The sequence below is a fragment of the Mycobacteroides saopaulense genome, assembly GCF_001456355.1.
In the GTDB taxonomy this organism is placed as follows: domain Bacteria; phylum Actinomycetota; class Actinomycetes; order Mycobacteriales; family Mycobacteriaceae; genus Mycobacterium; species Mycobacterium saopaulense.
In genome coordinates this window covers 4,465,057-4,489,501 of the sequence record NZ_CP010271.1, presented here as the reverse complement: position 1 = coordinate 4,489,501, position 24,445 = coordinate 4,465,057, and the positions used below count along the sequence as shown (strand labels likewise).

Genomic DNA, 24,445 nt, shown 5'->3' with positions numbered 1-24,445 from the left:
CGGAGGGACTCGAGATTTTCAGGATCTTGAAGCGTGTGTGGATTCCGTTGGTCCTTGTGGTGGTGGGAGTTGCGGGCGGATTTACGGTGTCGCGGCTGCACGGTGTCTTTGGTAACGAACGTCGCCCCGAATACGCCAGCGCTGAACGCGAAGAGAAGCGACCGCATGATCCCAAGTATCTGGTGTACGAAGTGTTCGGACCGCCGGGCACGGTGGCCACTATCAGCTACTTCGACGCAGATGCCGAACCGCAGGTCATCAAGCAGGCCGCACTTCCCTGGTCGGTGGAGTTTCCGATCACCGAGGCGACCGCGATGGGAAACATCACGGCGCAGGGCGACGCCGACAGCATCGGATGCCGCATCTTGGTGGGCGACAAAGTCAAGGACGAGAAAATCCGGTATGGCGTCAGCGCGTTGACCTTCTGCATGCTGAAGGCTGCATGAGTACTCCCGGCGAACCCCCGACAGAGCCGTTGCCGGTGGTGGGCCGTCCACCGTTCCTGGCGCGGACGATCCGTCGTCTGTCGATTCCGATCATCCTTGGTTGGCTGGCGATCGCTGTCATCCTGAGCATCAGCGTTCCCTCACTCGAACAGGTCGAGAAGGAGCACGCGGTCGCGATGAACCCCGACGCGGCTCCGTCGTTTCAGGCGACACAGCGGATGGGCAAGCTGTTCGACGAGTCGAATTCCAGCATTGTCGCGATGATCGTGGTGGAGGGACAACAGCCCCTTGGCGACGACACACATCGTTACTACGACGACCTGATTCGCCAGCTGAAGGCCGACGCGACACATGTGCAGCATGTGCAGGATTTCTGGGGCGATCAGATGACGCAGGCCGCCGCGCAGAGCCTCGACGGCAAAGCCACCTATGTGCAAGTGGCCCTTACCGATCCCCGGCAAGGGGCCTCGGCTAACCAGTCCGTCGAAGCCGTACGTGCGATTGTGGGCAGGACACCGGCCCCGCCCGGAGTCAATGCCTACGTTACGGGTCCGGCCGCCTTCGCGGCGGATCTGGGTCCGGCCGGCAACAGGACCGTCCTGCTGGTGACGGGGCTGAGCCTGGCGGTGATCTTCACGATGCTCCTCCTGGTGTACCGATCGATTGTTTCCGTCATCCTCATGTTGGTAGTCGTCGGAATAGAGTTGACGGTGGCACGGGGGTTTGTGGCGCTCCTCGGGAATCTCGGACTCATCGGTATCACCACGTTCGTCGTCAACCTGCTTGTGGCGCTCGCCATCGCGGCCGGAACCGATTACGGCATATTCTTCACCGGGCGGTATCAGGAGGCGCGTCAGGCCGGCGAGGACCGGGAAGCCGCCTTCTACACCACCTTTCGTAGTGTCGCCAAGGTGGTCCTGGGTTCGGGTCTGACGATTGCCGGCGCCGTTCTCTGCCTGCACTTCACGCGGCTACCCGTGTATCAAACGCTGGGCGTGGCTACCGCTGTCGGCATGGTCGTCGCGGTGGCGGTCGCCATCACGCTCGTCCCGGCGGTCATCGCCGTCGGTAGCCGTTACGGATTGTTTGAACCCAAACGAAAGGTCGCGGTCCGCCGGTGGCGACAGATCGGCACCGCGATCGTGCGATGGCCGGCACCGATTCTCGTCGCGACGTGTGCGGTGGCGCTGGTCGGACTCTTGACGTTGCCGGTGTACCAGCCAAGCTATAACGATCAGAAGTACATACCCCAAGATATTCCCGCCAATGTTGGATATGCCGCTGCATCAAGACATTTCCCGCAGTCGTTGATGATGGCCCCCGACATTCTGTTGGTCGAAGCGGACCACGATATGCGCAATCCGACCGATTTTCTGGTACTGAACAAGCTGGCCAGGGGAGTGCAAGCCGTCCCCGGTGTTTCGCGGGTCCAGGCGGTCACGCGACCTGGCGGCGAACCTCTCAAACACACCACCATTCCGTACATGCTCAGCATGAGCAGCGCCAGCCAATCGCATTTGATGCCGTTTCAGCGGAATCGCATGGACGACCTCCTGGTACAGGCCGACGACATGCTGAAGACGATAGCGATCATGAAGCGCATGCAAGCGCTGACCGAGCAGATGGTCGGCACGACCCACGACATGGTCGGGACCACCCATGAGCTCGAGGACATCATGAATGACCTGCGGGATCACGTGATGGATTTCGATGACTTCATCAGGCCGATTCGCAACTACCTCTATTGGGAAAAGCACTGCTATGACATTCCGGTATGTCAAGCCATCCGTTCGGTTTTCGACACGCTCGACGGCGTCGATGAGGTCTCCGACAAGCTGAGTGATCTGGTCGCGAATCTGGACCGTCTGGATGAACTGCTCCCGCAAATGGCCGAGCAGTTCCCGGTGATGATCGAGACGATGGAGTCCACACGAAAAATGATGCTGTCCATGCACAGCACCATGTCGGGGATCTTCGACCAGATGGAACAAACGACCAATAACTCGACTGCCATGGGTAAGGCTTTCGACGCCGCGCAGAACGACGACTCGTTCTATCTGCCTCCCGAGGTATTCGAGAACGAAGATTTCAAACGCATGATGAACATCTTCCTGTCACCGGACGGGAAGGCCGCTCGACTACTGATTTCACAGCGTGGTGATCCCGCGACACGTGAGGGCATGTCACTGGTTCAGCCGATAGAGACGGCGGCGGCGGAAGCGCTCAAGGGCACTCCGCTACGAAACGCCAAGATTTACATGACAGGCACTGCGGCATCAGTGAAGGACATCGTCGACGGTTCCACATACGATCTGTTGATCGCGGCGACGGCCGCCCTGTGTCTGATCTTCGGCATCATGCTGGTGATGACGCGTAGTTTTGTCGCTTCTCTGGTAATCGTTGGGACAGTGGCACTTTCGCTGGGCGCCGCATTCGGGTTGTCGGTGCTGATCTGGCAGAGCATCCTGGGTATCCCGTTGAACTGGGTGGTCCTTGCGATGTCGGTGATCATCTTGTTGGCGGTGGGTTCGGACTACAACCTGCTGTTGGTGTCACGGATGAAGGAGGAGATAGGCGCCGGGATCAATACGGGCATCATTCGGGCCATGGGTGGTACCGGCAAGGTGGTCACCTCGGCGGGTCTGGTGTTCGCCTTCACCATGATGTCCATGGTGGTCAGTGACCTCGTGACCATCGGGCAGCTCGGTTCGACCATCGGTATCGGATTGTTGTTCGACACCCTGGTGGTGCGCGCGTTCATGACCCCGTCGATCGCGGCGCTGCTGGGGCGGTGGTTCTGGTGGCCCCAACGAGTGCTTCAGCGTCCGGCCAGAACAATCCGGGCTTCGGCCGGCCCACGACCGCTGGTGAGCTTCCTTCTCCAGAAGGAAGAGCGCTAAACGCGATGAGTGTCTTTGTCTGTCGCGGGGTGACAACCGCATGAGTATCCACCGGATGCCGGCCAGGCCGCCGTTCGCAGCCGGGCTGATCCGTAAGCTCTCTGTGCCGATCATCGTGGGCTGGCTGATGGTCGTCGCCATCGTCACCTTCGCCGTTCCGTCGTTGGAACAGGTCGGACGTGAGAGCTCGGTGTCCCTGGTTCCTCAAGCGGCGCCGTCGTTTCAGGCCATGCAGCGCATGGGCGCGGTTTTCGGTGAATCCAATTCCGATAGCGTGGCGATGGTTGTGTTGGAGGGGCAGCAACCCCTCGGGGACGACGCTCACGCTTACTACGACGGCCTGGTTCGGCAACTGAGGGCCGATACGACCCATGTGCAGCACGTTCAAGACTATTGGGGCGATCCGCTCACGGCGACAGGTGTGCAGAGCGCCGACGGCAAGAGCGTGTACGTGCAGCTGAACCTCGCGGGTAACCAAGGGCAGGCCCTGGCGAACAAATCCGTGGAGGCGGTCCGGAGCATCGTGGACCGCACTGCTCCGCCGCCCGGGGTGCAGGCCTACGTCACGGGGCCCGCGCCGTTGGTGACGGATATGAACCATGCGGGCAACTCGTCCATCGTGAAGATCACCGTCGTCACACTCGTGGTGATCTTCACGATGTTGCTTTTCGTGTACCGCTCGGTGGTCACCGTCGTGCTGCTGCTGATCATGGTGGGGATGCAGGTACAGGCGGCCCGGGGAATCGTCGCGCTTCTGGGTGACCATGGGGTCATTGGGCTTTCGACTTTCTCGGTCAACCTGTTGGTATCGCTGGGCATCGCGGTGGGAACGGATTACGGCATATTCTTCACCGGGCGGTATCAGGAGGCACGCCAGTCCGGCGAAGATCGCCAGGCGGCCTTCTACATCACCTATAGCAGTGTCGCGAAGGTTGTCGTGGCCTCCGGGCTCACGATTGCGGGCGCGATATTTTGTCTCAGTTTCACTCGCCTGCCCTACTTCCAGACGATGGGCGTACCCGCTGCTATCGGCATGGCGGTGGCGGTTGCCGTCGCAGTGACGCTGGTCCCGGCCGTCATAGGTTTCGGTAGTCGTTTCGGACTATTCGAGCCGAAGCGAAAGATGATGGTCCGCCGGTGGCGGTGGATCGGCACGGCGATTGTCCGGTGGCCAGGCCCCATTTTGGCCGGGGCGTGCGCGGTCGGGCTGATCGGACTGCTGACATTACCGGGCTACCGGACCAGCTACGACGACAGACTGTATGTGCCCCAGGATATTCCGGCTAACATCGGCTATGCGGCCGCGCAGCGGCACTTCCCCGAGTCGCGCATGACGCCGGACGTCATGGTTCTCGAAGCAGACCACGATATGCGCAATCCCGCGGACTTCGTGGTGCTACACAAGTTGGCAAAGGGTCTTTTCGCTGTGCCGGGTATCTCCATGGTGCAGAGCATCACTCGCCCGGAGGGCAGTCCGATCGAGCGGACATCCATACCGTTTCAGATCAGCCTGCAGAGCGCCGGCATGTTGCAGATTCTGCCGTTCGGGAAAGAACGTGTGGACGACATGCTGAAACAGGCAGAAGACACGACAAAGATGATCAACCAGATGCAGCACACCTATGAGCTGATGCGCAACATCTCGGACATCACCAACGAGACCGTCGTCATGAACCGGGAGCTGACGGCGACCGTGGACAGACTGCGCGATTACATCGCCAATTTCGACGACTTCTTCAAGCCGCTGCGGAACTATCTGTACTGGGAGAAGCACTGCGAGACCATCCCGATCTGCTTCGCCATCAGATCCGTTTTCCAGGCACTCGACGGCACCGACCTGCTCAGCGAGCGGACTCATCGGATCCTCGAGCGCGTGGAGGAGATGAACCTGTATCAGCGGGAGCTGATCAACTTGTTCCCGCCGATGATCTCGACGATGAAGTCGATGCGGGCCATGATGCTGACGATGCACAGCACCATGTCGGGGATCTTCTCGCTCATCGACCAGACGGCCGCCAATGCCAGCGAGATGGGAAAGATCTACGACGGCGCCCAGAATGACGATTCGTTCTATCTGCCGCCGGAGGTGTTCGAGAACGAGGACTTCAAACGTGCCATGTCCCTGTTCTTTTCGCCGGACGGGAAGGCCGTCCGGCTGATTCTCACGTACCGCGGTGACCCCGGGACACCGGAGAGTCTCTCCCGGGTGGATGCCGTGCGGTCGGCGGCGGAGGAGGCGCTCAAGGTGACGCCCCTGGAGAACGCCAAGATTCATCTCGCGGGCACCGCGGCGACGTTCAAGGACCTACGCGACGGCTCCGCCTACGATCTGTTGATCGCAGGCGTGGCGGCGCTGTGTCTGATCTTCGGCATCATGCTGGTGATGACGCGTAGTTTTGTCGCTTCTCTGGTAATCGTTGGGACAGTGGCACTTTCGCTGGGCGCCGCATTCGGGTTGTCGGTGCTGATCTGGCAGAACATCCTCGGCATAGAACTGCACTGGCTCGTGCTTGCGATGTCGGTGATCATCTTGTTGGCGGTGGGTTCGGACTACAACCTGCTGTTGGTGTCACGGATGAAGGAGGAGATAGGCGCCGGGATCAATACGGGCATCATTCGGGCCATGGGTGGTACCGGCAAGGTGGTCACCTCGGCGGGTCTGGTGTTCGCCTTCACCATGATGTCCATGGTGGTCAGTGATCTGCGCGTTATCGGACAAGTCGGTTCGACCATCGGTATCGGATTGTTGTTCGACACCCTGGTGGTGCGCGCGTTCATGACCCCGTCGATCGCGGCGCTGCTGGGGCGGTGGTTCTGGTGGCCCCAACGAGTGCTTCAGCGTCCCATCAGAAGGTCACGACAGTTCGCCGACCGCGGGGAGCGGGTGTTGCAAGATGCCTGACTCGTCCGTTAGGGCCGATTCTGCACCAAAAGTATTAGGAAGAAAGGAAGTACACATGTTTCGCTTGTCGCTAACCGCATTATCCGTTGGACTGGGAGGGCTGGCGGTGTCATTGACCGTCGGCACGGGGATCGCTTCCGCGGACCCGGACCTGGACTTGGCCATCAACACGACGTGCAGCTATCCACAAGTGGTGGCGGCGCTGAATGCGCAAGATCCGCAGTTCGGTAAGGCATTTTCTCAGTCGCCCATACTGCAACGCGGTCTGCGCGAATTCCTCGCGGCCGGGCCGGAAAAGCGGGCGCAGACTGCTCAAGATGTGGCTAACGCTCCGGCATTCCAGCCGTATCTCGGCGTGATGGAACAGGCCTACAGGACCTGCCACAACTTCTGATCTGTCAGTGAATCTCGCCGGTGAGGCCGAAATCCGCCAACGTGAGTTCAGCCAGATCGCACAGTGCCTGCTTGGTGTTTGTCGCACCCGGTTGGTAAGCGCCGACACTGATGAAGATCTTGCCGTTGAGGCGCCCAGACAGAATGAACATTCTGCCACCGGTGCGTTCAAGCAACTGCCGTCTTTCGCGCTGCCCGGTTGCTCGCGCATTCTGGAAGTCGGCGATTGAACCTGCGGGGTAGCCGATCATCGAGTTGAGATCGCCTAGATAAGAACAGAACACCGACTGATCGGGGTCGGCCGGCATCCTGGCAACCATCCGTTTCAGGGAACGTTCCGGCGCGAACGATGGCAGCCAGAGGAGTTGCTTGGACTCGTCGGGTGTTTCCTTCAAGGTCCTCAGCGTCTGCTTGATGGCAGCCCGCACCTCCCGCAGATCAGTGGTGAGCGACGTCGGGTCGATGCTGACGCGAGCGTAGGAAAGAGCCATCGCACGTGTGTCGTCCTGGGCCCGGTCACTGATGGGAATCTGCAGGGTGACCGCACCATCGTCGGAGCGTCGACGCCCGATGCGCTCGCCGAACCGAGCCGCGAAGGCGGCAGCGAGTGTATGACTGGCTCCACCAAGGGTTTCGGCGCAGGCATCCCAATCCTTCAGACTCACGTAGATCGTGATGGCCGGTACAAGCACAACGTCATCGGGTACGACCGCGACACGCGTGGCTGGTGCTGGGGCCGGTGATCTTCCCGATGCGGCCTTCTCGCGGGCCTGCTTTCTGCCCAGCTTCACCGCCGAAATCAGCGCTCTGGTGACCTCCGGCACGTCCCGCGCAGTCTGTCTGGTGTCCTGTGCCAGGGCACGTAGTCGCTTGCGGGAAGACGGCGGTGGGTAACCAAGGTCGCGGGTCTTGCCGAGTACCGCCTCGACTATCACAAGGGCGAGCCCGAGACCGTCGATCAGGTTGTGGGAGAGCACCAGACTGATCGCGGTGGTGCCGTCTTCGAGAGGAAGAACCCCCAGGTGCCACCCCGGGCCCGATTCCGGGTCGATGCGCAACTGAGAACGCTCGTCGACCCAATCGCTGAATTCGGCACGTGGACGGGTGTTCGGTGCGATGTCGATGTCCAGCTGCCCCCGATCTACCACCCAGCGATGCCGGGCGATGGGCAGCGCCGGACGCTCGATGCGCCGCCCTAACAGACCCTGGCCCAGGTTGCGCCGAAAGCTCTGTAACGCGTCGAAGTCGACGGCCGCGCTGTACAGCCACGTAACCTGGATAACCACGTTCATGCCGGCGGCGTGGTGTTCCGCGAGCAGTGCCTCGTCTGCCAATGCGAGCCGATTATCCTTCTGCGTAACACCTTTGGAAGCTCGACGTCGGCTCAGGGAATCGCGAAGACGACGCATCTGCCCAGGCACCGATCAAACTCCTTCGTTCCCGGCCGCGCGATGACAGTTGCTCGCTTTGGGCGGCAATAGTTTTGGAGATGCGCGTGCCCCAGTTGTCAACGTGTCTCTGCCGGCCGCTCGACGGGGCTCAACCGGCCGAATAGGTCCGGAGCCTAGCTGCTTGGCGGGGATGTCGTGGCGAAATTGTTTCATGGCGGCAGTGTGGCGGATTATCTGCATGGGTATTGCACTTTTTCTGCGCCGCACGGCTTTTGATTTCGCAACAGGTACGCCGGACAACGTCACGGTGATTCATGATGTTCAACGTGGAGAACAAGACCCGCGATATTTCGAGCATGCCCAGGGGCGGACCGGATGCGTCCTGGCTGGACCGGCGTTTGCAGACCGACCGGCTCGAATACCTGGACCGCGACGATGTCGACGATCTGAAACGTAAGGTCATGTCCTCGCTTGATCGCGCCGGCCGGCGGCGATGGATCGGCATCCATGAGAAATGTGCCCGGATGGTGCTTCGGGAGGTGGCCGACGTGGGTTCTCCGAAGATCCTTGAACTCGGTGCAGGGCTCGGTGGGTTGTCGCACAAACTGCTGGACATGCACGCCACTGCCGAGGTGACGGTCACGGATATCGATCCCAGCTTTGTGGCCGCTGCTGCCGCCGGTGAAATCGGCAGCCACCCGCGCGCAACTGTGCGAAAGATGGATGCCACCGAGATCGATTCCCCGGGAGGTTATTACGACCTGGCGGTGTTTGCGCTGTCGTTGCACCACTTACCGCCCGAAGCTGCTGCTCGAGTATTTGCGGCGGGAACACGCGCGGCGCGCAAGTTGTTGATCGTCGACCTGCCCCGCCCGCCGGTGCCCCTGCATATTGCGCTGTTGGCGGTGACGCTGCCGCTCGTGGGCATCTCGCCGCTGCAGCACGATGGATTCATCAGTTCCCTCCGTGCCTACAGTCCGTCGGCGCTGCGTTCGCTGGCACATCATGCGGATCCGGCTATTACCCTCGAATTCCGCAGCCGCCGGGGGCTCGGGCCGACGGTGGTCGTTGCCAGTCGCGCTAGGTAAACCGATTGAGAATGCGAAAAGTTCCTTGATACCACCGCCGTTACCACATTGGAAAAGCATCTCGATGTCGTCACATCCTTCGCGGACCCATGATTCAATGTGCGACAGTCAATTACGCCTTGGGACTCCTTCTGATCGGATCCCCATCAGGACCGGGCGGCATATCGCTGGAGGATTTCATGGTGCAGCACGGCGCCTCCCCGAGCCGTCCAGTCCTTCTGTTTGTCCTAGGAATGGCCCGCTCTGGCACATCGGCGATCACCCGTGCTCTCTCGCTGTGTGGCGGCGCACTTCCTCCGGCACTCGCCGGTGCCAACCCGGCCAATCCGCGTGGCTATTGGGAACCGCGCAAGGCGATCATCCTCAACGAGAGAATCCTGCACCGCAACGGTAGCTCGCGGTTCGATACGACATTGCGCCTGCAGGAGGAAGGTGCGTTCGACGCCGCGGAGAAGACTGCCTGCATCGCCGAGATTCGAGCCTACCTGGCCACGTTACCAACCGCGCCGTTGCTGGTCGTCAAGGATCCAAGGATAAATCTACTGTCCGACATGTGGTTTGAGGCCGCGCGGCTCACCGGATTCGATGTGGCGACGGTGATAGCAGTGCGTCACCCGACCGAGGTCATCGCCTCGGTCGCGGCCCAGGCGGCCGCCTCCCCCGAGTTTTCGAGTGCGTTGTGGCTCAAGTTCAATCTGTTGGCCGAGGCGCGTACCCGACAGGTACCTCGGGTATTCGTCGGATACACCAACCTATTGGAGGACTGGCGCCGGGAAATGAAGCGAATCTCGGTGGCGTTGGGTCTGGCGCTGGACAACCGCGACGAGGTAGCGATCGACGAGTTCCTCGAAACCGATCTTCGGCGCCAGAAATACTGCGGACCGGTCACGGAGCCCTTTGGTACCGAGTGGATTTCCGTGGTTTACGAGACGCTTTGCGCAGCCGCCTGCGATGAGCCCTGGGATCCATCGGCACTTGACGACGTGCTGGCGGACTACCGAATCAGCGAGCGTGGGTTTCGGGCGATGATCGAAGATTTCCACAGATTCCAGAAGCTCAGCCGGCGCACCCGCCCCTCGATGATGAAACTTATCTACGAGGTCATGGCGACCGCCAACGGGCGCCGAGGAACGTGGGCCTGAATCGCGCCCGCACTACACGGTCAGGCGATGCCGTTGACCACCTGAATGATTCCGGCGATTGAGAAGATGGTGATCAGCATCCGCCTGCGGTGCGCCAGCGCCCAGTCATGCAAGGGCCGTAGTACGGCAAGGGTTTTCGCTGGCGCGAGCAGATAACTGACGAGGGTCAACTCGACCACGGTGAACATTCCGAAGACAAACACGATGACGGCGACCACCTGCGTGCCGATCGGGTTACCCGAGGCAACGATGGGTGTGAGTACGAAGATTACCAACATGGGCGGCGGTAGCCCGCAGAGGCCGAACACGAACGCGACCCACAAAGCTCCATCTTCCCAGGCATTTTGGAGGCGCCGCACTATTCGCCGGGGTAGCGATTCGCCCTGCGCCACCGCCACGCTCGGCACACCGAACGGCGATGTGACGGGGCTGGGCGCCGCGTTGTCCCGGGGCTGGGTAGAGGTGTTGCCGACCGGTACCGGCAGGCCGGTTCGATTGCGGATCGAGCGCGCCACCATCAGCGCCGCTATCGACAGCATCAGAACACCCATCCCCAGGTTGACCAACCTTGTGGTGGTGCTGCTGCCCGGCGCGGCCATCCCCTCGACGAAGGAACGGAATGACGGCGCTAGGTGTAGGACCGTCAGCGGTATCAGCAGGCCCGCGAGACTCACGATCATGCTGCCGAGCCAGTATGCCGCCAGGTTCTGCACGGGTTGAGGCCGCGAGATCATCAAGACGATGATGGCCAGTAGCACCGGATTGACCGCGAACATGGTCGCCATCACGAAAAGTAGACCCCACACGGCCCCGAACACTACCGAGACAGGACTGCTTTCTTGGGCGAATTGAAGACCGGATTCGGGCAGCAGTATCAACCTTTGATTCTGGCGAATCATTGTGCCCGAATGGTTTTCACTCAGGAACTTGACGGAGAGTTCTCAGATGCCACCCAGGCCGTGGAGCAGAAGTGATACCCCGGCCACTATGCACATGGCTATCAGAATTTTCCGGCGGTGAGCCAATGCCCAGTCGTGCAGTAGCTGCACCACAGTCTGGGTCTTGGCGGGCGCGACCAGATAGCTCACCAGGGTGAGTTCGACAATCGCCAGTACTCCGATGGCGAAGACCACGGCGACGATGATCTGTGTCCCCAGCGCGGCCCCCGAGGTCACCAGAATGGCGATCAGGAATAGGCCCGCGTCGGGTTCGATTCCTCCCAGCAGCAGGCCGATCAAGAACGCGACCCACAGCGTTCCGTTTTCCCAGGCGCCGGTCGCCCGGCGCAGCAGACGTCGAATGGAGGAGCCATCACTGCCCGAGGGGTCATTGTCGGCGTTGCCCAATAGCCGTGAGATCGGGTTTGTTGCCTGGGGATTGAGTTCTGCACCCGAGGTGTTGGCACTCGACACCGCCTGTGGCTGACGGCGCCGCAGCAGGGGACGTACGGTTATCAGCGCGGCAACCGACAGCGCGAGCAAGCCCATACCGAGCTGAATGTGCCGAATGGTGGGGCTGCCCGCCACACCTTCGGCGAATGACCTGAACACCGGCGTGATATGTAACAGCGTCAGCGGAAGCGCGACCGCGGGGATGCAACCTATAAGGCACCCTGCCCAATAGACGAGCAGGTTCTGCGCGGGCCGTGGTCGGGAGATCACGAGGAGTGTGATGCCGAGGCGTATGGGGTTGAGGGCCACCAGTACCACGAGCGCTAGTACTGATCCCCACACGTTCGGAGACACTACGCGGTAGGTTCGTCCTCTGTGGTTCCTTTGAAAGTTGTTCTGTGGCGGCCTGTCACAAGCATGTGGAGATCTGAATGACGGCGGTTACCAGTGAATGCCGACTCTGCGATTCGACTGGGCCACATCCCACGCTCGAGATCCGCGAGATGATGTTCGGAACCCGCGAGGTGTTCGAATATTTCAGCTGCGTCGCATGCGAGACGTTGCAGATGGTGAGTCCGCTTGAAGGCGATTCACTCATGCGGCACTACCCCGCGACGTACTACTCCCATAACGGGGCCGCTCAGCCGAGGCTGCTCCAATGGCTGGTCACCCAGCGTGACCGGTTTAGATTGCGAAGCGGAGGAAGGATATTCGGATCCGTGATGTCGGCCCCGCTGCCCGAGGGCGTCTTTCGTGTGCTGCTCGGCGGTGACGCAGTCGGGATGCTCGCGGAGCTCGGAATTGAACGTGGTGCGCGGATCTTGGATGTCGGCTGCGGAAGCGGTGCATTGTTGGATCGGCTCGCAAGGGTCGGATTCAGTAGCTTGATCGGTGCCGACCCATTCATCATGAGTGATGGTGAGTCGCGCGCGGGCATTCCCCTGCAGAAGCGGTATTTGGGCGATGTGGCAGGCGAATTCGATCTCATCATGTTCAACCATTCACTCGAACACATGCCCGATCCGGTGTCCACGCTCAAGATGGCGGCACGCCGACTCGCAGCAGGGGGTAGGTGTCTGGCGCGGGTGCCCACGACCTCGTCCGAGGCATGGTCCATCTATGGCGCCGACTGGGTGCAGGCAGATGCACCACGGCACATGGTCATCCCGTCGCGTCAGGGCATGGCGCTGGCCGCTGACCGAGCCGGACTGCGCGTGGAGCGGACATTCGACGACTCGACGTTCGGTCAGTTCAGCGGAAGCGAGGCCTATCGGGGTGATGTCTCGGTCACCGACCCGAAGATCCTTACGATGTTTCGACCCAGGCAGATCTGGGAGTGGGAGAAGCGCGCGAAACGTCTGAATCAGCAGAACCGTGGTGACCAGACTGGTTTTGTCTTGCGTGCCAAGTGATATGAAATCTGAACGCATTCCCCAAATCTCTTGGATTTCAAGTCAATAGCTCTACGACCGGGATATGCTGCCGGGCGGTCGAGCCGTGGCAAGGCTCCCGCTTTCATTCCGCAGGAACACGGGAAGTGAAGGGCTGATCCGCGATGAAATTCGTACTGTCATTCTATGGAACACGTGGTGATGTCGAGCCCGGTGTCGCGGTCGGCCGCGAATTACGGCGTCGCGGACATGACGTGCGCATGGTTGTACCACCGGACTTGGTCGGTTTCGCCGAGGCGGCCGGTCTGGCTGCCGTCGCCTGTGGACCGGATGTTCGGGTGTGGCAGGACGTGAATCGCGACTTCTGGGCACGATTCCTACGGAACTTCTGGAGAAACTTCTGGAGGATCCGCGATCTCAAAGAGCTGCTGCGCGAAGACTGGCGGTTTCTCACGCAGTGTTGGGAGGACGTCAGCTCGACGCTCAGGTCCCAAGCTCAGGACGCCGATCTACTTTTCACCGGGGTTCTCGGGGAGGAGTCGGCGGGCAACGTCGCCGAGTTCTACAACCTCCCGTTCGCCACCCTTCATGTGTTTCCCATTCGCGCCAACGGTCAGCTGGTGCCGGGGATGCCGGCGCGGTTGGGCCGCTCCATCATGAGATTTTCGGAGTGGCTCGGTTGGCCGCTATTCAAAAGGCTTGAGGATCCTCAACGCCGAGAACTGGGACTTCCCAAAGCCACCCGGCCTTCGCCATGGCGGATTACCGAACGCGGTGCGCTGGAGATCCAGGCCTACGACGAGGCCTGCATGCCCGGGCTGGCAGCCGAATGGGCGGAATACGAGGGACGGCGGCCGTTTGTGGGGGCATTGACATTGGATTTGCCAACGGATTCCGATGACGAGGTGGCGTCCTGGATAGCCGCCGGAAAGCCACCGATTTGCTTCGGCTTCGGCAGCATGCCGGTCGAATCCGCTGCGGAGACCCTCGCCATGATCAGTGGTGCCTGTGACCAGCTGGGTGAGCGAGCCTTGGTGTGCGCAGGCGGAAGTGATTTCAACCATGTCCCACATTACGAGAATGTCAAAGTGGTTGCCGTGATGAACTACTCGGCTGCCTTCCCGGTCTGCCGCGCCGTGGTGCACCATGGCGGAGCTGGTACCACCGCGGCGAGCATGCGTGCGGGGGTGCCTACGTTGGTCCTTTCTACGGACCTGGATCAGACCTTGTGGGGCGCGCGGGTGAAGCGACTCAAAGTGGGTACTGCCCGGCGTTTTTCGGCGACCACGCAGAAGTCTCTGGTCGCCGATCTGCGCACCATTCTCGATCCGCAATGTGTCGCCAGGGCCCGCGAGGTGGCAACCCGCATGACCAAACCCGCCGAAAGCCCGGTGACCGCTGCGGATTTGTTGGAGAACTTCGCTCGCCTCAAACAGGCCGGCTGATCGCAGGATTTGCGATGAAGTTTGTTTTGGCAAGTTATGGGACCCGCGGCGATATCGAGCCGTGCGTGGCCGTGGGCCGGGAGCTACTGCGACGCGGCCACGATGTGTGTATGGCCGTCCCACCTGACCTGCTGGGGTTTGTCGAGGCCGCCGGGCCGGTAGCCGTGCCCTACGGCCCGGATCTGCAGCATGTGCTGGATGCGCATCGTGATTTCTGGACGCACTTCTTCCGGAATTTCTGGAAGGTCCGGGATCTGATCGAGATGCGGCGCGAAGTGGTGGAGCCCTTTGTGCAATGTTGGAAGGACATCGTCGCCACGTTGACGTCGCTGGCCGACGGGGCCGACTTGCTCTTCACGGGAGTCAACTTCGAGGATGCTGCGGGCAATGTCGCGGAGTACTATGACATTCCGCTGGCCACGCTGCATTTCTTCCCGCTACGTGCCAATGGTCGGTTCCTACCGTTTCTGCCTGCCCCGCTGGGCCGTGCGGCGATGACGGCAGGGGAGTGGCTGGCCTGGCAGAACGCGAAGAAGGTCGAGCGGGTGCAGCGCGGTGAACTTGCGCTGGCGAAGGCCGCCCGGCCTTCGCCGTGGCGGATTACCGAACGTGGTGCGCTGGAGATCCAGGCCTACGACGCGGTCTGCTTCCCCGGTTTGGCGACCGAATGGGCCCGGTTCGCACCTCGGCGGCCGTTTGTGGGTGCGTTGACATTGGATTTGCCAACGGATTCCGATGACGAGGTGGCGTCCTGGATAGCCGCGGGTACTCCCCCCGTCTTCTTCGGATTTGGAAGCTTGCCGGTCGAATCCGCTGCGGAGACCCTCGCCATGATCAGTGGTGCCTGTGACCAGCTGGGTGAGCGAGCCTTGGTGTGCTCGGCCGGATCTGACTTCGGCCGTATGCCTGATAGTGGGCATCTCAAAGTGGTGAATGAGATGAACTATTCGGCTGCCTTCCCGGTCTGCCGCGCCGTGGTGCACCATGGCGGAGCTGGTACCACCGCGGCGAGCATGCGTGCGGGGGTGCCTACGTTGGTCCTTTCTACGGACCTGGATCAGACCTTGTGGGGCGCGCGGGTGAAGCGACTCAAAGTGGGTACTGCCCGGCGTTTTTCGGCGACCACGCAGAAGTCTCTGGTCGCCGATCTGCGCACCATTCTCGATCCGCAATGTGTCGCCAGGGCCCGCGAGGTGGCAACCCGCATGACCAAACCCGCCGAAAGCATCTCGACCACAGTTGATCTCGTAGAACACTTGGCCAGCCGCCGTCGCGGTTGATCAGCCCGAAACGTCCGCTAACGCCGTGTGTCGGGCGCACGGGCGGCGCCTTGGGCACCTGCCGGGCATGTCGGTGCGATCGCGGGTGGACAATCTCTGACCGTCCGAACTCGGATGACGCCGCCGCGATGTGGAACGAAGGTGACGTGCTTGGCCTGCTGCTTTTCATCGGGCGCTGTGGTGGTGTCCAGCTCGACGCGCCGAAGGATCTCGCGCAACACGACCCGAATCTCGACCATGGCGAAAGTGGCACCGAGACAACGGCGATTGCCGCCGCCGAATGGCAGCCATGTCGTCGGGCTCAGTGTGGTGCCGAGCATACGGTCTGGATCGAATCGGTCCGGATCCCGATACACAGCGGCGCTGGCATGCACGAGCCCGATCGCCGGATCGACCATGATCCCGGCAGGCAATCGGTACCCACCCACCTCGACGGGTGCCTTGAGGACCCTGCCCGAGCTGAAGATGACCGGTCGGATACGCAGGGTCTCCTTCATGACCGCATCGAGGTATTCATCGCCGGACGGATCTCCCTCCGCACTGGCGTCGGCGGCCTGCACGGCTTTGACAAGTGCTGCCGGGTGACGGGTCAGGCGCTCCAATACCCAGGACAGCGCGGTGGCGGTGGTTTCGTGCCCGGCCGCGATAGAGGTCAAGAGGTGATCACGTAGTTCTTGGTCGGACATTGTGCGGCCGTTGTCATCCGTGGCGCGGACCAGCATGGCCAGTACGTCGGTGCGCTCTGCCAGGTTTGGATCGGCGCGCCGTTCCGCGATCTCGGCGTAGAGCAGGGCGTCGGTCTCTGCCATGCGCCGACCGACGCCCTGCCACGGCAGATAGCGTCGCAGGCCGGGATTGGTGATCGCCGGCGTTTCCCACGGCTTCATGTAGAGCAGGCGTGGCACCACCTTGCGGAGCGCGGCCAGCCGCGTCGGATCGGAAGCACCGATGACAGTTCGCAGGATTACCTCGAGCGTGATGTCAGTCGTCCTGGGAGCAACGGAAAAGTTTTCGCCTACCGGCCATTCGGCTATGTTTGCGGCCGCGATCGCCGCCATCTGGGCGGCCTGGTGTGCGACGGCATCGCGATGAAAGGCGGGCATGAGTAGGCGGCGCTGGTCATGGTGCTCTTCCTCGTCGAGCACGAATAGCGAGCTGTCGCCGAGCAGGCCACGAAAGAACCAGTGTGCCTCTCCGGAATGGAAGACTTTCGGATCGCCGGCATACACGGTCTTGATATCGGCGGGGTCTGCAAGGTAGACAACCTTGCCCGACAGGGGAATACGTAGCGTGAACACGTTGCCGTAGCGGCGCTGGCAGCCGGCCAGAAAGCGTAGGCCGTAGCTTGCCATCAATACGGACTGCACCGCCAAAGGGAGTGGAGGTCCGGGAGGCAGTGCGAGTTTCGCTGTTTTGCTCACTATGCGTGATCCTAAGGCTAGATGATGTTACAGCTCACATATAGATGGCCCCGGCGGCGGCGGAGACGAGTTTGCCTGTCGCGAAAGATAACTCGTCCCGAGGCGTTACGGTGCCCGTCAACCGTACGGCTGTTCAACCGTGCGCGCAGGCACTTTCGGTGGTTGGGCGTATGGCCGATGCTTCCCCGGTTGGTCGCATGGTGCGTTGTCGCCACCGGCGGAATCTGGTCACGTCCGGTACCTCGTCGACTGCAGAAGGATGCGTGCCACGAACCTTACAGCAAACTATGAGACAACCGGACCCGCCTGTGTCGCGACCACAGCGTAGAGCTGTTCACGCCTGGTTTGGTTACGACTAGCAGCCAATTTCGCCTCATCGAGGCGGTCGCTCCGGGCAATCCCAGCTGTCGCCGCGACGTTGTGACTGACCGGTAGCAAGTATTAGCGATTTCTCTAAAAACGCGCACCGGCGACGTTTTCTCGGTTAGTTTTAGAACAGGTTCCACCTATCTTGTGTGGATGGTTTCGGGAGAACTGTTGAGCATCAATCCATTTGACGACGACAATGGCAGCTTTTTCGTTTTGGTCAACGATGAAGAGCAGCACAGCTTGTGGCCTGCGTTTGTCGATGTTCCGGCCGGTTGGCGAGTGGCTTTCGGCGCAGCAGACCGCGCCGCGTGCCTCGAAAACATTGAGCAGCATTGGGTCGACATTCGGCCAAAGAGTCTGCGCGAGAGGGTGGCACAGGGTCGGACTGTTGGCCAATAGGCAGCGGGTGGGGACCAATGGAATGTGATCATGGGGCGCTTCCGCTTACGCGGGGCCAGCTGGACATCTGGCTCGCCGAGGAAGCTGGTGGTTCGGACGCCAAGTGGCATCTGGGCATGCTGGGCCGAATCGACGGCGCCATCGAGCACGGCGTACTCGAGCGGGCGGTGCGTCAGGTGGTGCACGAAGCCGAACCGCTGCGAGCTGCTTTTTCTGAACTCGACGGCCAAATTTTCCAGACGGTGGTCGATCACCCGGATGTCGAACTCGCACGCCATGACTTGTCGGGTTCCTCGGATCCGATGGGTGATGCCTATCGGATAGCGGCTTCGATCCAACGGGCGCCCATGCCCCTGGACGGCCCATTGTTCAAGTTTGCGTTGATGCAGGTGCGGCCCGACGATTTCTACTTTTTCGTGTGCTGTCACCACATCGCGACAGACGGAATAGGCATGGGACTTCTGTGTCATCGGATTGCGGCCGTCTACTCGGCACTTGCCACGGATGCGCCGGTGCCGCCGCCCATCTTCGGATCGTTGCGAGACCTCATCGACTGCGAGGCTGAGTATGAGGTGTCCGATGACTACACCGAGGACGAGTCCTACTGGGCCAATTATGGTCCCGTAGAGTCTGAATCGCGACACAGCTCGGGGCCCATCGCCACAGGCCGGGTGGGCACATACGAGCCTTCCGCGCCAATCCAGTTGGATCCTTGCATTGTCGCCAGGACTCGCGAGCTCTCCCAGGCTCTGGGGGTGCGCCGTGCCGCGGTGATCACCGCGGCATGCGCGCTACTGGTGCACGGTGAGGTTGGCGGACGGGACGTTGTGCTCGATTTCCCGGTGAGCCGGCGGGTACGCCCCGAGGCACTGTTGGTTCCCGGCATGAGTTCCGGTGTTGTGCCGTTGAGGTTTGCAATGTCTTCGGCTACCACGGTGGCCGACTTTTGTGGACATGTTGATATGCGAATACGGGAAGCACTGCGGCACCAGCGCTTTCCATTGCGTGCCATTGAGAGCGTGATCGGCTTCCAGCGCGGCGGACGGGTGTCGCATCGTGCAGCCATCAACTTCATCCCCACGACCCGCCTGGCGGATTTCGCCGGCGCTGCGGGTTCGGGGACCGTGACGCACACGGGCCTCGTGGATCAGTTTGGTGTGGTCTTCATCAAGAACGGCGAGGAGCTCTTCCTGAGCACATCGGGTGTCGGGGAGTTGTTCGTCGACTGCGACGCCAGGGCGCTGGCGGACCGGTTCGAGCGGCTGTTGTCGGCGATGACCGCGGATCCGGGCCGACCGCTGGGGGCGGTTCCCGTTCGCGATGAGGCCGAATGCCCACAGTTGGACGCCTGGAGTAATCAGGATGCATTGATTCGGCCCATGCCCCGGGCACGTTCGATTCCGGAGGCTTTCGGTGAATGGGCGGTCTCGGCACCAGATGCCGTCGCGGTCAGTTTCGGTGACAGTGCGATCACGTATCGCGGGCTGGATGAGGCGTCGAATCGGCTGGCACACTTGCTTATCGGATGCGGAGCGGGTCCGGGGGAGCGGGTGGCGTTGCTTTTCTCCCGGTCGATCGAGGCTGTCGTGGCCATCATGGGTGTGCTGAAGACCGGTGCGGCGTATGTGCCGATCGATCCCTCGGTGCCCGATGCGCGGCTGGAGTTCGTGCTGTCCGACGCCGAGCCGGTTGTCGCGGTGACCACCGACGAGCTGGCAGATCGACTGTCTGGATGTGGATTGACGGTGATCGACATTGCCGATCGTGCCGTGTACGGCAGCCCGAGTTCGGCCTTGCCGACGACGCCAGACCCCGATGACGTCGCTTACATGATTTACACCTCGGGCACCACCGGTGCACCGAAAGGCGTGGCCATTGCGCACCATAACGTCACGCATCTGCTGGAGGCAATCGACGCCGATGTGGAGCTTTCGGCGGGTCAGGCGTGGTCGCAGTGTCACTCACTGGCATTTGACTATTCGGTATGGGAGATCTTCGGCGCCCTGCTCCACGGTGGACGTCTGGTCGTGGTTCCCGAGGCCGTCACGCGAGCCCCCGAAGAGCTCCACGCTCTACTCAGGCGCGAACGCGTCAGTGTGCTGAGTCAGACGCCGTCGGCGTTCTATGCGCTGCAGACCGTGGACGCGCTGGCTGTTGAGCCGCTCGGACAGCTGGGTCTGGAGGTGGTGGTGTTCGGCGGGGAGGCCTTGGAGCCGGCGCGACTCCGGCCATGGTTGACCGATCATCCGGGATCTCCACGTTTGATCAATATGTATGGGATTACCGAGACGACGGTGCATGCCTCGTTCCGTGAGATCGTCGCCGCCGATCTGGATAGCTCCGCCAGTCCGATCGGGGTGCCGTTGGCAGATCTGGGCTTCTTCGTGCTCGATGACTGGTTACGCCCGGTGTCTGCCGGTGTGGTCGGCGAGTTGTATGTGGCCGGTGCGGGTTTGGGTTATGGCTATGTGGGCCGAGCACCGCTGACCTCGACGAGATTTGTGGCCTGTCCCTTCGGCGGACGTGGAACGCGGATGTATCGCACGGGCGACCTCGTGTGCTGGGGGCCCGACGGTCAGCTGCGGTATGTGGGCCGCGGAGATGAGCAGGTCAAGATCCGGGGCCATCGCATCGAGCTCGGTGAGATCCAGTCGGCGTTGATGGCTCTGGACGGGGTCGAGCAGGCGGCGGTGATCGCCCGAGAGGATCGTGCCGGCGACAAGCGATTGGTCGGCTATGTCACCGGGGCGGCCGACCCGGTGGAGCTGCGCGCCGTTCTCGCCGGTGCTCTGCCGTCGTACATGGTGCCGGCGGCGATTGTGGTCCTGGCGGCGATGCCGTTGACCGTCAATGGAAAACTCGACAGGAAGGCGCTGCCGGCGCCGGAATACCAGAGCCTGGATCATTACCGCGCCCCGTCGAGCGGCATCGAGGAGATCCTGGCAGGCATCTATGCGCAGGTGTTGGGCCTAGAACGTGTTGGTGTCGACGACTCGTTCTTCGAGCTGGGCGGGGACAGCATCCTTGCGATGCAGGTCTCTTCGGCAATGCGTATGGCGGGATTGGTGTGCCGCCCCCGCGACATCTTCGTGCAGCAGACAGTGGCGAGACTGGCACACGTGGTCGCGGCGTCCCGTGGCGTAGATGAGCCGGCTGATGAGGGTGTTGGTTCGGTGGTTGCGACGCCGATTATGCGGTGGCTCAGGGGGATTGAGGGGCCGATTGGTGAGTTCAATCAGACGGTGGTGTTGCAGGCTCCTGGTGGGGTGACTGAGGCTGCGGTGGTCATCTTGTTGCAGGCGTTGCTTGATCGGCATGCGATGTTGCGGTTGCGTGCTGAGGATGACGGTGTTGGTGGCTGGTTGTTGACGGTTCCTGAGCCGGGGTCGGTGGATGCCGCTGGGTGTGTGCAGACGGTGGATGTGCTGGGTGATGAGGCTGTGGTGGCGGCGCGGTCGCGGTTGGATCCGGCGGCCGGGGTGATGCTCAGTGCGCTGTGGGTGGCATCGACGAGTCAGCTGGTGCTGGTTGTGCACCACCTGGCCGTCGACGGCGTCTCCTGGCGAATCCTCCTGGAAGACATCAATGTTTCTTGGGCACAACACCGCGACGGGCAACCAGTCGCTCTCGCACCGGCGGGTACGTCGTTCCAGAGGTGGGCCGAACTGCTGTCTCACGCGGCTCGAACCGCTCGCATCGTGGAGCAGGCCCAGCGGTGGCGGCAGGTGTCGGCGACCCCGGCGGTGTTGCCGACAGCGCACGTTGAGCTCGATACCTATGAGACCGCTGGGCGACTGTCGGTGTCGCTGGATACCGAGACCACGCAGATGCTGCTCGGTGAGGTGCCCGCGGCGTTCCACGCAGGCGTACACGAGATTCTTTTGATTGCCTTTGCTTTGGCGTGGGCACAACACCTGGGAACTGGCGCGGCCCCGATTGCGATTGATGTGGAAGGCCATGGTCGTCAGGAGGAGTTGGCGCGGCTGGGTGGGGCCGGCGATGGCGGTGTGGATTTGTCGCGCACGGTGGGGTGGTTCACCACGAAGTATCCGGTGTCGTTGGCTGTGGGTGGGTTGCGTTGGACGCAGGTGGTGGCCGGGGATGCGGCCTTGGGTGCGGTGATCAAGGATGCCAAGGAGCAGCTGCGGGCTCTGCCTGATGGCCTGACCTATGGGTTGTTGCGTTATCTGAATCCCGAGGTGGATCTTCCCGAAACCGACCCCGCCATCGGATTCAACTACCTCGGACGACTCGGTGGGATCTTCGGTGATGTCTGGCGGATGCACCCCGAGGACTCATCGGCGACCCACACGGCCCGCATGGTTCCTACTCCTCTCGGACACACCCTGGAGCTCAATGCCGCCGCCCTCGATACCGATGCCGGCATACGGCTGGAGGCCGACTGGACGTGGGCGTCATCGGTGCTCGATCGGGATCAGGTCAGCCGATTGAACCAGCTGTGGTTCGATGCCCTGGCCGGAATCTGCGCCCATGTGCGAAGGGGCGGAGGCGGATTGACTCCCTCGGATGTGGCCCCAGCGATACTCAGTCAGGGGCAGATCGATGAGCTGAGCCAGCAGCACCGCATTGCCGGTATCCTGCCGCTGACCCCTCTGCAGCAGGGACTCCTCTATCACGCGGGCGCGCCCCAGGGTGCCGATGACGTCTACGCGATGCAACTGAGCATCGCGTTGGGCGGAGCGCTGGACCCGGACCGACTGTGCGCCGCCGTGCAGGCGGTAGTTGCCCGGCACCCTCACTTGGCGGCCCGTTTCTGCGAGCAGTTCCAAGTACCGGTACAGGTCATCCTCGCCGATCCCGCGGTGCCGTGGCAGTACATCGAAGTGGACGTGGACAGCCCGGATGTCGACAAGCAGATCGAGCAGTTCCATGCCGACGAACGCGCCGCCGTGTGTGACCTGGCGAATCAATCCGCGATTCGGGCCATGCTCATTCGTGTTGCGGACCAGCGGTATCGGTTTGTGCTGACGACCCATCACATCGTGCTCGACGGCTGGTCGATGCCGATCTTGCTGCAGGAGATCTTCGCCGGCCTGACAGGGCAGCGGCTGCCCGTGGCCCCGTCGTATCGAAGCTTTGTCGGCTGGCTGGCCGAACGAGATGTCGATGCGGCTCATGGCGTGTGGCGCGCGGCGTTGGCGGGTTTGGACACCCCGACCCTGGTGGCTCCGATCGGTCGAGAAAAGCCGGGGTGCAGGGGAATTGAGCTATTCCAGCTGCCCAGTGAGATCACCGCGGCGCTTGGCGATCTGGCGCGCTCGCATCAGACCACGGTCAGCATCGTGCTGCAGGGGGCCTGGGCGCTGCTGCTGAGCTCGCTGACCGGCCAGTCCGATATCGCATTCGGTACCACGGTCTCGGGGCGACCGGCCGAGGTGCTCGGCGCGGAATCGATGGTGGGCCTGCTGATCAACACCATCCCGGTGCGCGCGACTCTCACACCGACCACCACCACCGCGGACCTGTTGCGGCAGTTGCAAAATACGCACAACGACACCCTCGAGCATCAGCACCTGGCGCTCAGCGACATCCACCGCATCACCGGCCAGGACAGGCTGTTCGACACCCTCATGGTGTTCGAGAACTATCCGATCGATGCAACCACACGGTTGGAAGTCGACGGTCTGACCGTCACGGAGTTCGATTTCCGTGAATCCAACCATTATCCACTGGCGGTGCAGGCCCTGCCGGGCCCCGAATTGGGCCTGCGCGTCGAGTACGACTCCGAGGTCTTCGGCCCTGGAGCTGTCGCGGCGCTCTTCGAACGAATGACGGCAGTGCTGTCGGCGATGATCGCCACGCCGGAGAATCCGGTGGCGTCGATCGACCTGCTGGACGAGGCCGCACGTTCACATCTGGACGCGTGGAGCAATCGAACGAGTCTGGCCGAACCCGATGTGGCGAGGTCGATTCCGGTCTTGTTCGCCGAGCAGGTGATACGCACGCCCGATGCTCCGGCGGTGACCGTCGACGGATCGTCGATGACCTATCGGGAACTCGATGAGGCCGCTACCCGGTTCGCGCACGTGTTGTCCGCGGCGGGAGCAGGCCCGGGCGAGGTTGTGGCGTTGCTGTTTTCCAGGTCGGCAGAGGCCATAGTGGCCATTCTGGCGGTGCTGAAAACCGGTGCGGCGTACCTACCGGTGGACCCGGCGCTGCCGGCGGCCCGCATCGAGTTCATGGTGGCCGATGCGAATCCGATCCTTGCGGTTACCACGGCCGATCGCCGATCGCGCCTGGACCGGCCCGGTCTCACCGTCGTCGATATCAATGCCCCGACCATCGAGGCACAGCCCAGCGCGACCCTGCCGGGCCCGGCGCCTGATGACATCGCTTACATCATTTACACCTCGGGAACCACAGGTGTGCCGAAAGGCGTTGCCATTGCGCATCGCAACGTTCCCGGGTTGTTTGGTGTGCTGGGCAAGAGTGTGCCTTCTGGACCCGGGCAGGTGTGGACGCAGTG

Annotated in this window: 15 protein-coding genes (1 of these 15 cut by a window edge); 11 read left to right on the top strand and 4 right to left on the bottom strand. The window is 62.0% G+C overall.

What is annotated here, in order from left to right:
• The first annotated feature begins 35 nt into the window (after positions 1 to 35).
• Genes MYCSP_RS22185 through MYCSP_RS22170 form a run of 4 tightly spaced genes read left to right on the top strand, consistent with a single transcriptional unit; the run spans position 36 to position 6,642 of the window.
• Positions 36 to 446, top strand: a complete 411-nt coding sequence (locus MYCSP_RS22185; protein WP_083019184.1) for an MmpS family transport accessory protein — start codon at positions 36 to 38, stop codon at positions 444 to 446.
• Positions 443 to 3,346, top strand: coding sequence for an MMPL/RND family transporter (locus MYCSP_RS22180; protein WP_088415179.1), 2,904 nt, complete (start codon positions 443 to 445; stop codon positions 3,344 to 3,346). The genes MYCSP_RS22185 and MYCSP_RS22180 overlap by 4 nt, the downstream gene beginning before the upstream one ends.
• A gap of 40 nt (positions 3,347 to 3,386) precedes the next feature.
• Entirely contained in the window at positions 3,387 to 6,248 is a 2,862-nt protein-coding gene (locus MYCSP_RS22175; RefSeq protein WP_162266281.1) for an MMPL/RND family transporter, read from the top strand.
• A 55-nt stretch (positions 6,249 to 6,303) separates the two neighbouring features.
• The gene (locus tag MYCSP_RS22170) at positions 6,304 to 6,642 is read left to right on the top strand and encodes a hemophore-related protein (protein WP_083019187.1); all 339 of its coding nucleotides are present in this window, start codon (positions 6,304 to 6,306) and stop codon (positions 6,640 to 6,642) included.
• Between the two features lie 4 nt (positions 6,643 to 6,646).
• Here the strand turns inward: MYCSP_RS22170 and MYCSP_RS22165 are convergent, their stop codons facing one another.
• Positions 6,647 to 8,062, bottom strand: coding sequence for a hypothetical protein (locus tag MYCSP_RS22165; RefSeq protein WP_083019189.1), 1,416 nt, complete (start codon positions 8,060 to 8,062; stop codon positions 6,647 to 6,649).
• 287 nt (positions 8,063 to 8,349) lie between these two features.
• Between MYCSP_RS22165 and MYCSP_RS22160 the strand changes: the two genes are divergently transcribed.
• Complete coding sequence (locus MYCSP_RS22160; RefSeq protein WP_088415708.1) at positions 8,350 to 9,120, top strand: methyltransferase domain-containing protein; 771 nt, start codon at positions 8,350 to 8,352, stop codon at positions 9,118 to 9,120.
• A gap of 179 nt (positions 9,121 to 9,299) precedes the next feature.
• Positions 9,300 to 10,262 (top strand): sulfotransferase family protein, encoded by a 963-nt coding sequence (locus MYCSP_RS22155; protein ID WP_083019216.1) that lies wholly within the window; start codon positions 9,300 to 9,302, stop codon positions 10,260 to 10,262.
• 20 nt (positions 10,263 to 10,282) lie between these two features.
• Here the strand turns inward: MYCSP_RS22155 and MYCSP_RS22150 are convergent, their stop codons facing one another.
• Complete coding sequence (locus MYCSP_RS22150) at positions 10,283 to 11,068, bottom strand: GAP family protein (protein WP_083019218.1); 786 nt, start codon at positions 11,066 to 11,068, stop codon at positions 10,283 to 10,285.
• Between the two features lie 135 nt (positions 11,069 to 11,203).
• A complete protein-coding gene (locus MYCSP_RS22145; protein WP_083019191.1) occupies positions 11,204 to 11,995 on the bottom strand; it encodes a GAP family protein in 792 nt (263 codons plus the stop codon).
• A gap of 89 nt (positions 11,996 to 12,084) precedes the next feature.
• Here MYCSP_RS22145 and MYCSP_RS22140 point away from each other — a divergent pair, with 89 nt between their 5' ends.
• The 3 genes from MYCSP_RS22140 (at position 12,085) to MYCSP_RS22130 (ending at position 15,769) form a co-directional block, all read left to right on the top strand.
• Positions 12,085 to 13,065 carry a class I SAM-dependent methyltransferase gene (locus MYCSP_RS22140; protein ID WP_083019193.1) on the top strand — a complete coding sequence of 327 codons (981 nt, stop codon included), beginning with the start codon at positions 12,085 to 12,087 and terminating at the stop codon, positions 13,063 to 13,065.
• Between the two features lie 143 nt (positions 13,066 to 13,208).
• Complete coding sequence (locus MYCSP_RS22135) at positions 13,209 to 14,489, top strand: glycosyltransferase (protein ID WP_083019194.1); 1,281 nt, start codon at positions 13,209 to 13,211, stop codon at positions 14,487 to 14,489.
• Positions 14,490 to 14,503: 14 nt separating this feature from the next.
• Positions 14,504 to 15,769 carry a glycosyltransferase gene (locus MYCSP_RS22130; RefSeq protein WP_088415173.1) on the top strand — a complete coding sequence of 422 codons (1,266 nt, stop codon included), beginning with the start codon at positions 14,504 to 14,506 and terminating at the stop codon, positions 15,767 to 15,769.
• Between the two features lie 17 nt (positions 15,770 to 15,786).
• Here MYCSP_RS22130 and MYCSP_RS22125 read toward each other — a convergent pair whose 3' ends face one another.
• Entirely contained in the window at positions 15,787 to 17,190 is a 1,404-nt protein-coding gene (locus MYCSP_RS22125; RefSeq protein WP_083019198.1) for a cytochrome P450, read from the bottom strand.
• Positions 17,191 to 17,727: 537 nt separating this feature from the next.
• Here MYCSP_RS22125 and MYCSP_RS22120 point away from each other — a divergent pair.
• The gene (locus tag MYCSP_RS22120; RefSeq protein ID WP_083019220.1) at positions 17,728 to 17,958 is read left to right on the top strand and encodes an MbtH family protein; all 231 of its coding nucleotides are present in this window, start codon (positions 17,728 to 17,730) and stop codon (positions 17,956 to 17,958) included.
• 17 nt (positions 17,959 to 17,975) lie between these two features.
• On the top strand, positions 17,976 to 24,445 hold the beginning of the coding sequence (locus tag MYCSP_RS22115) for a non-ribosomal peptide synthetase (RefSeq protein ID WP_088415169.1). It continues 17,854 nt past the right edge of the window; only the first 6,470 of its 24,324 coding nucleotides appear in the window; its start codon is at positions 17,976 to 17,978; its stop codon lies beyond the right edge, outside the window.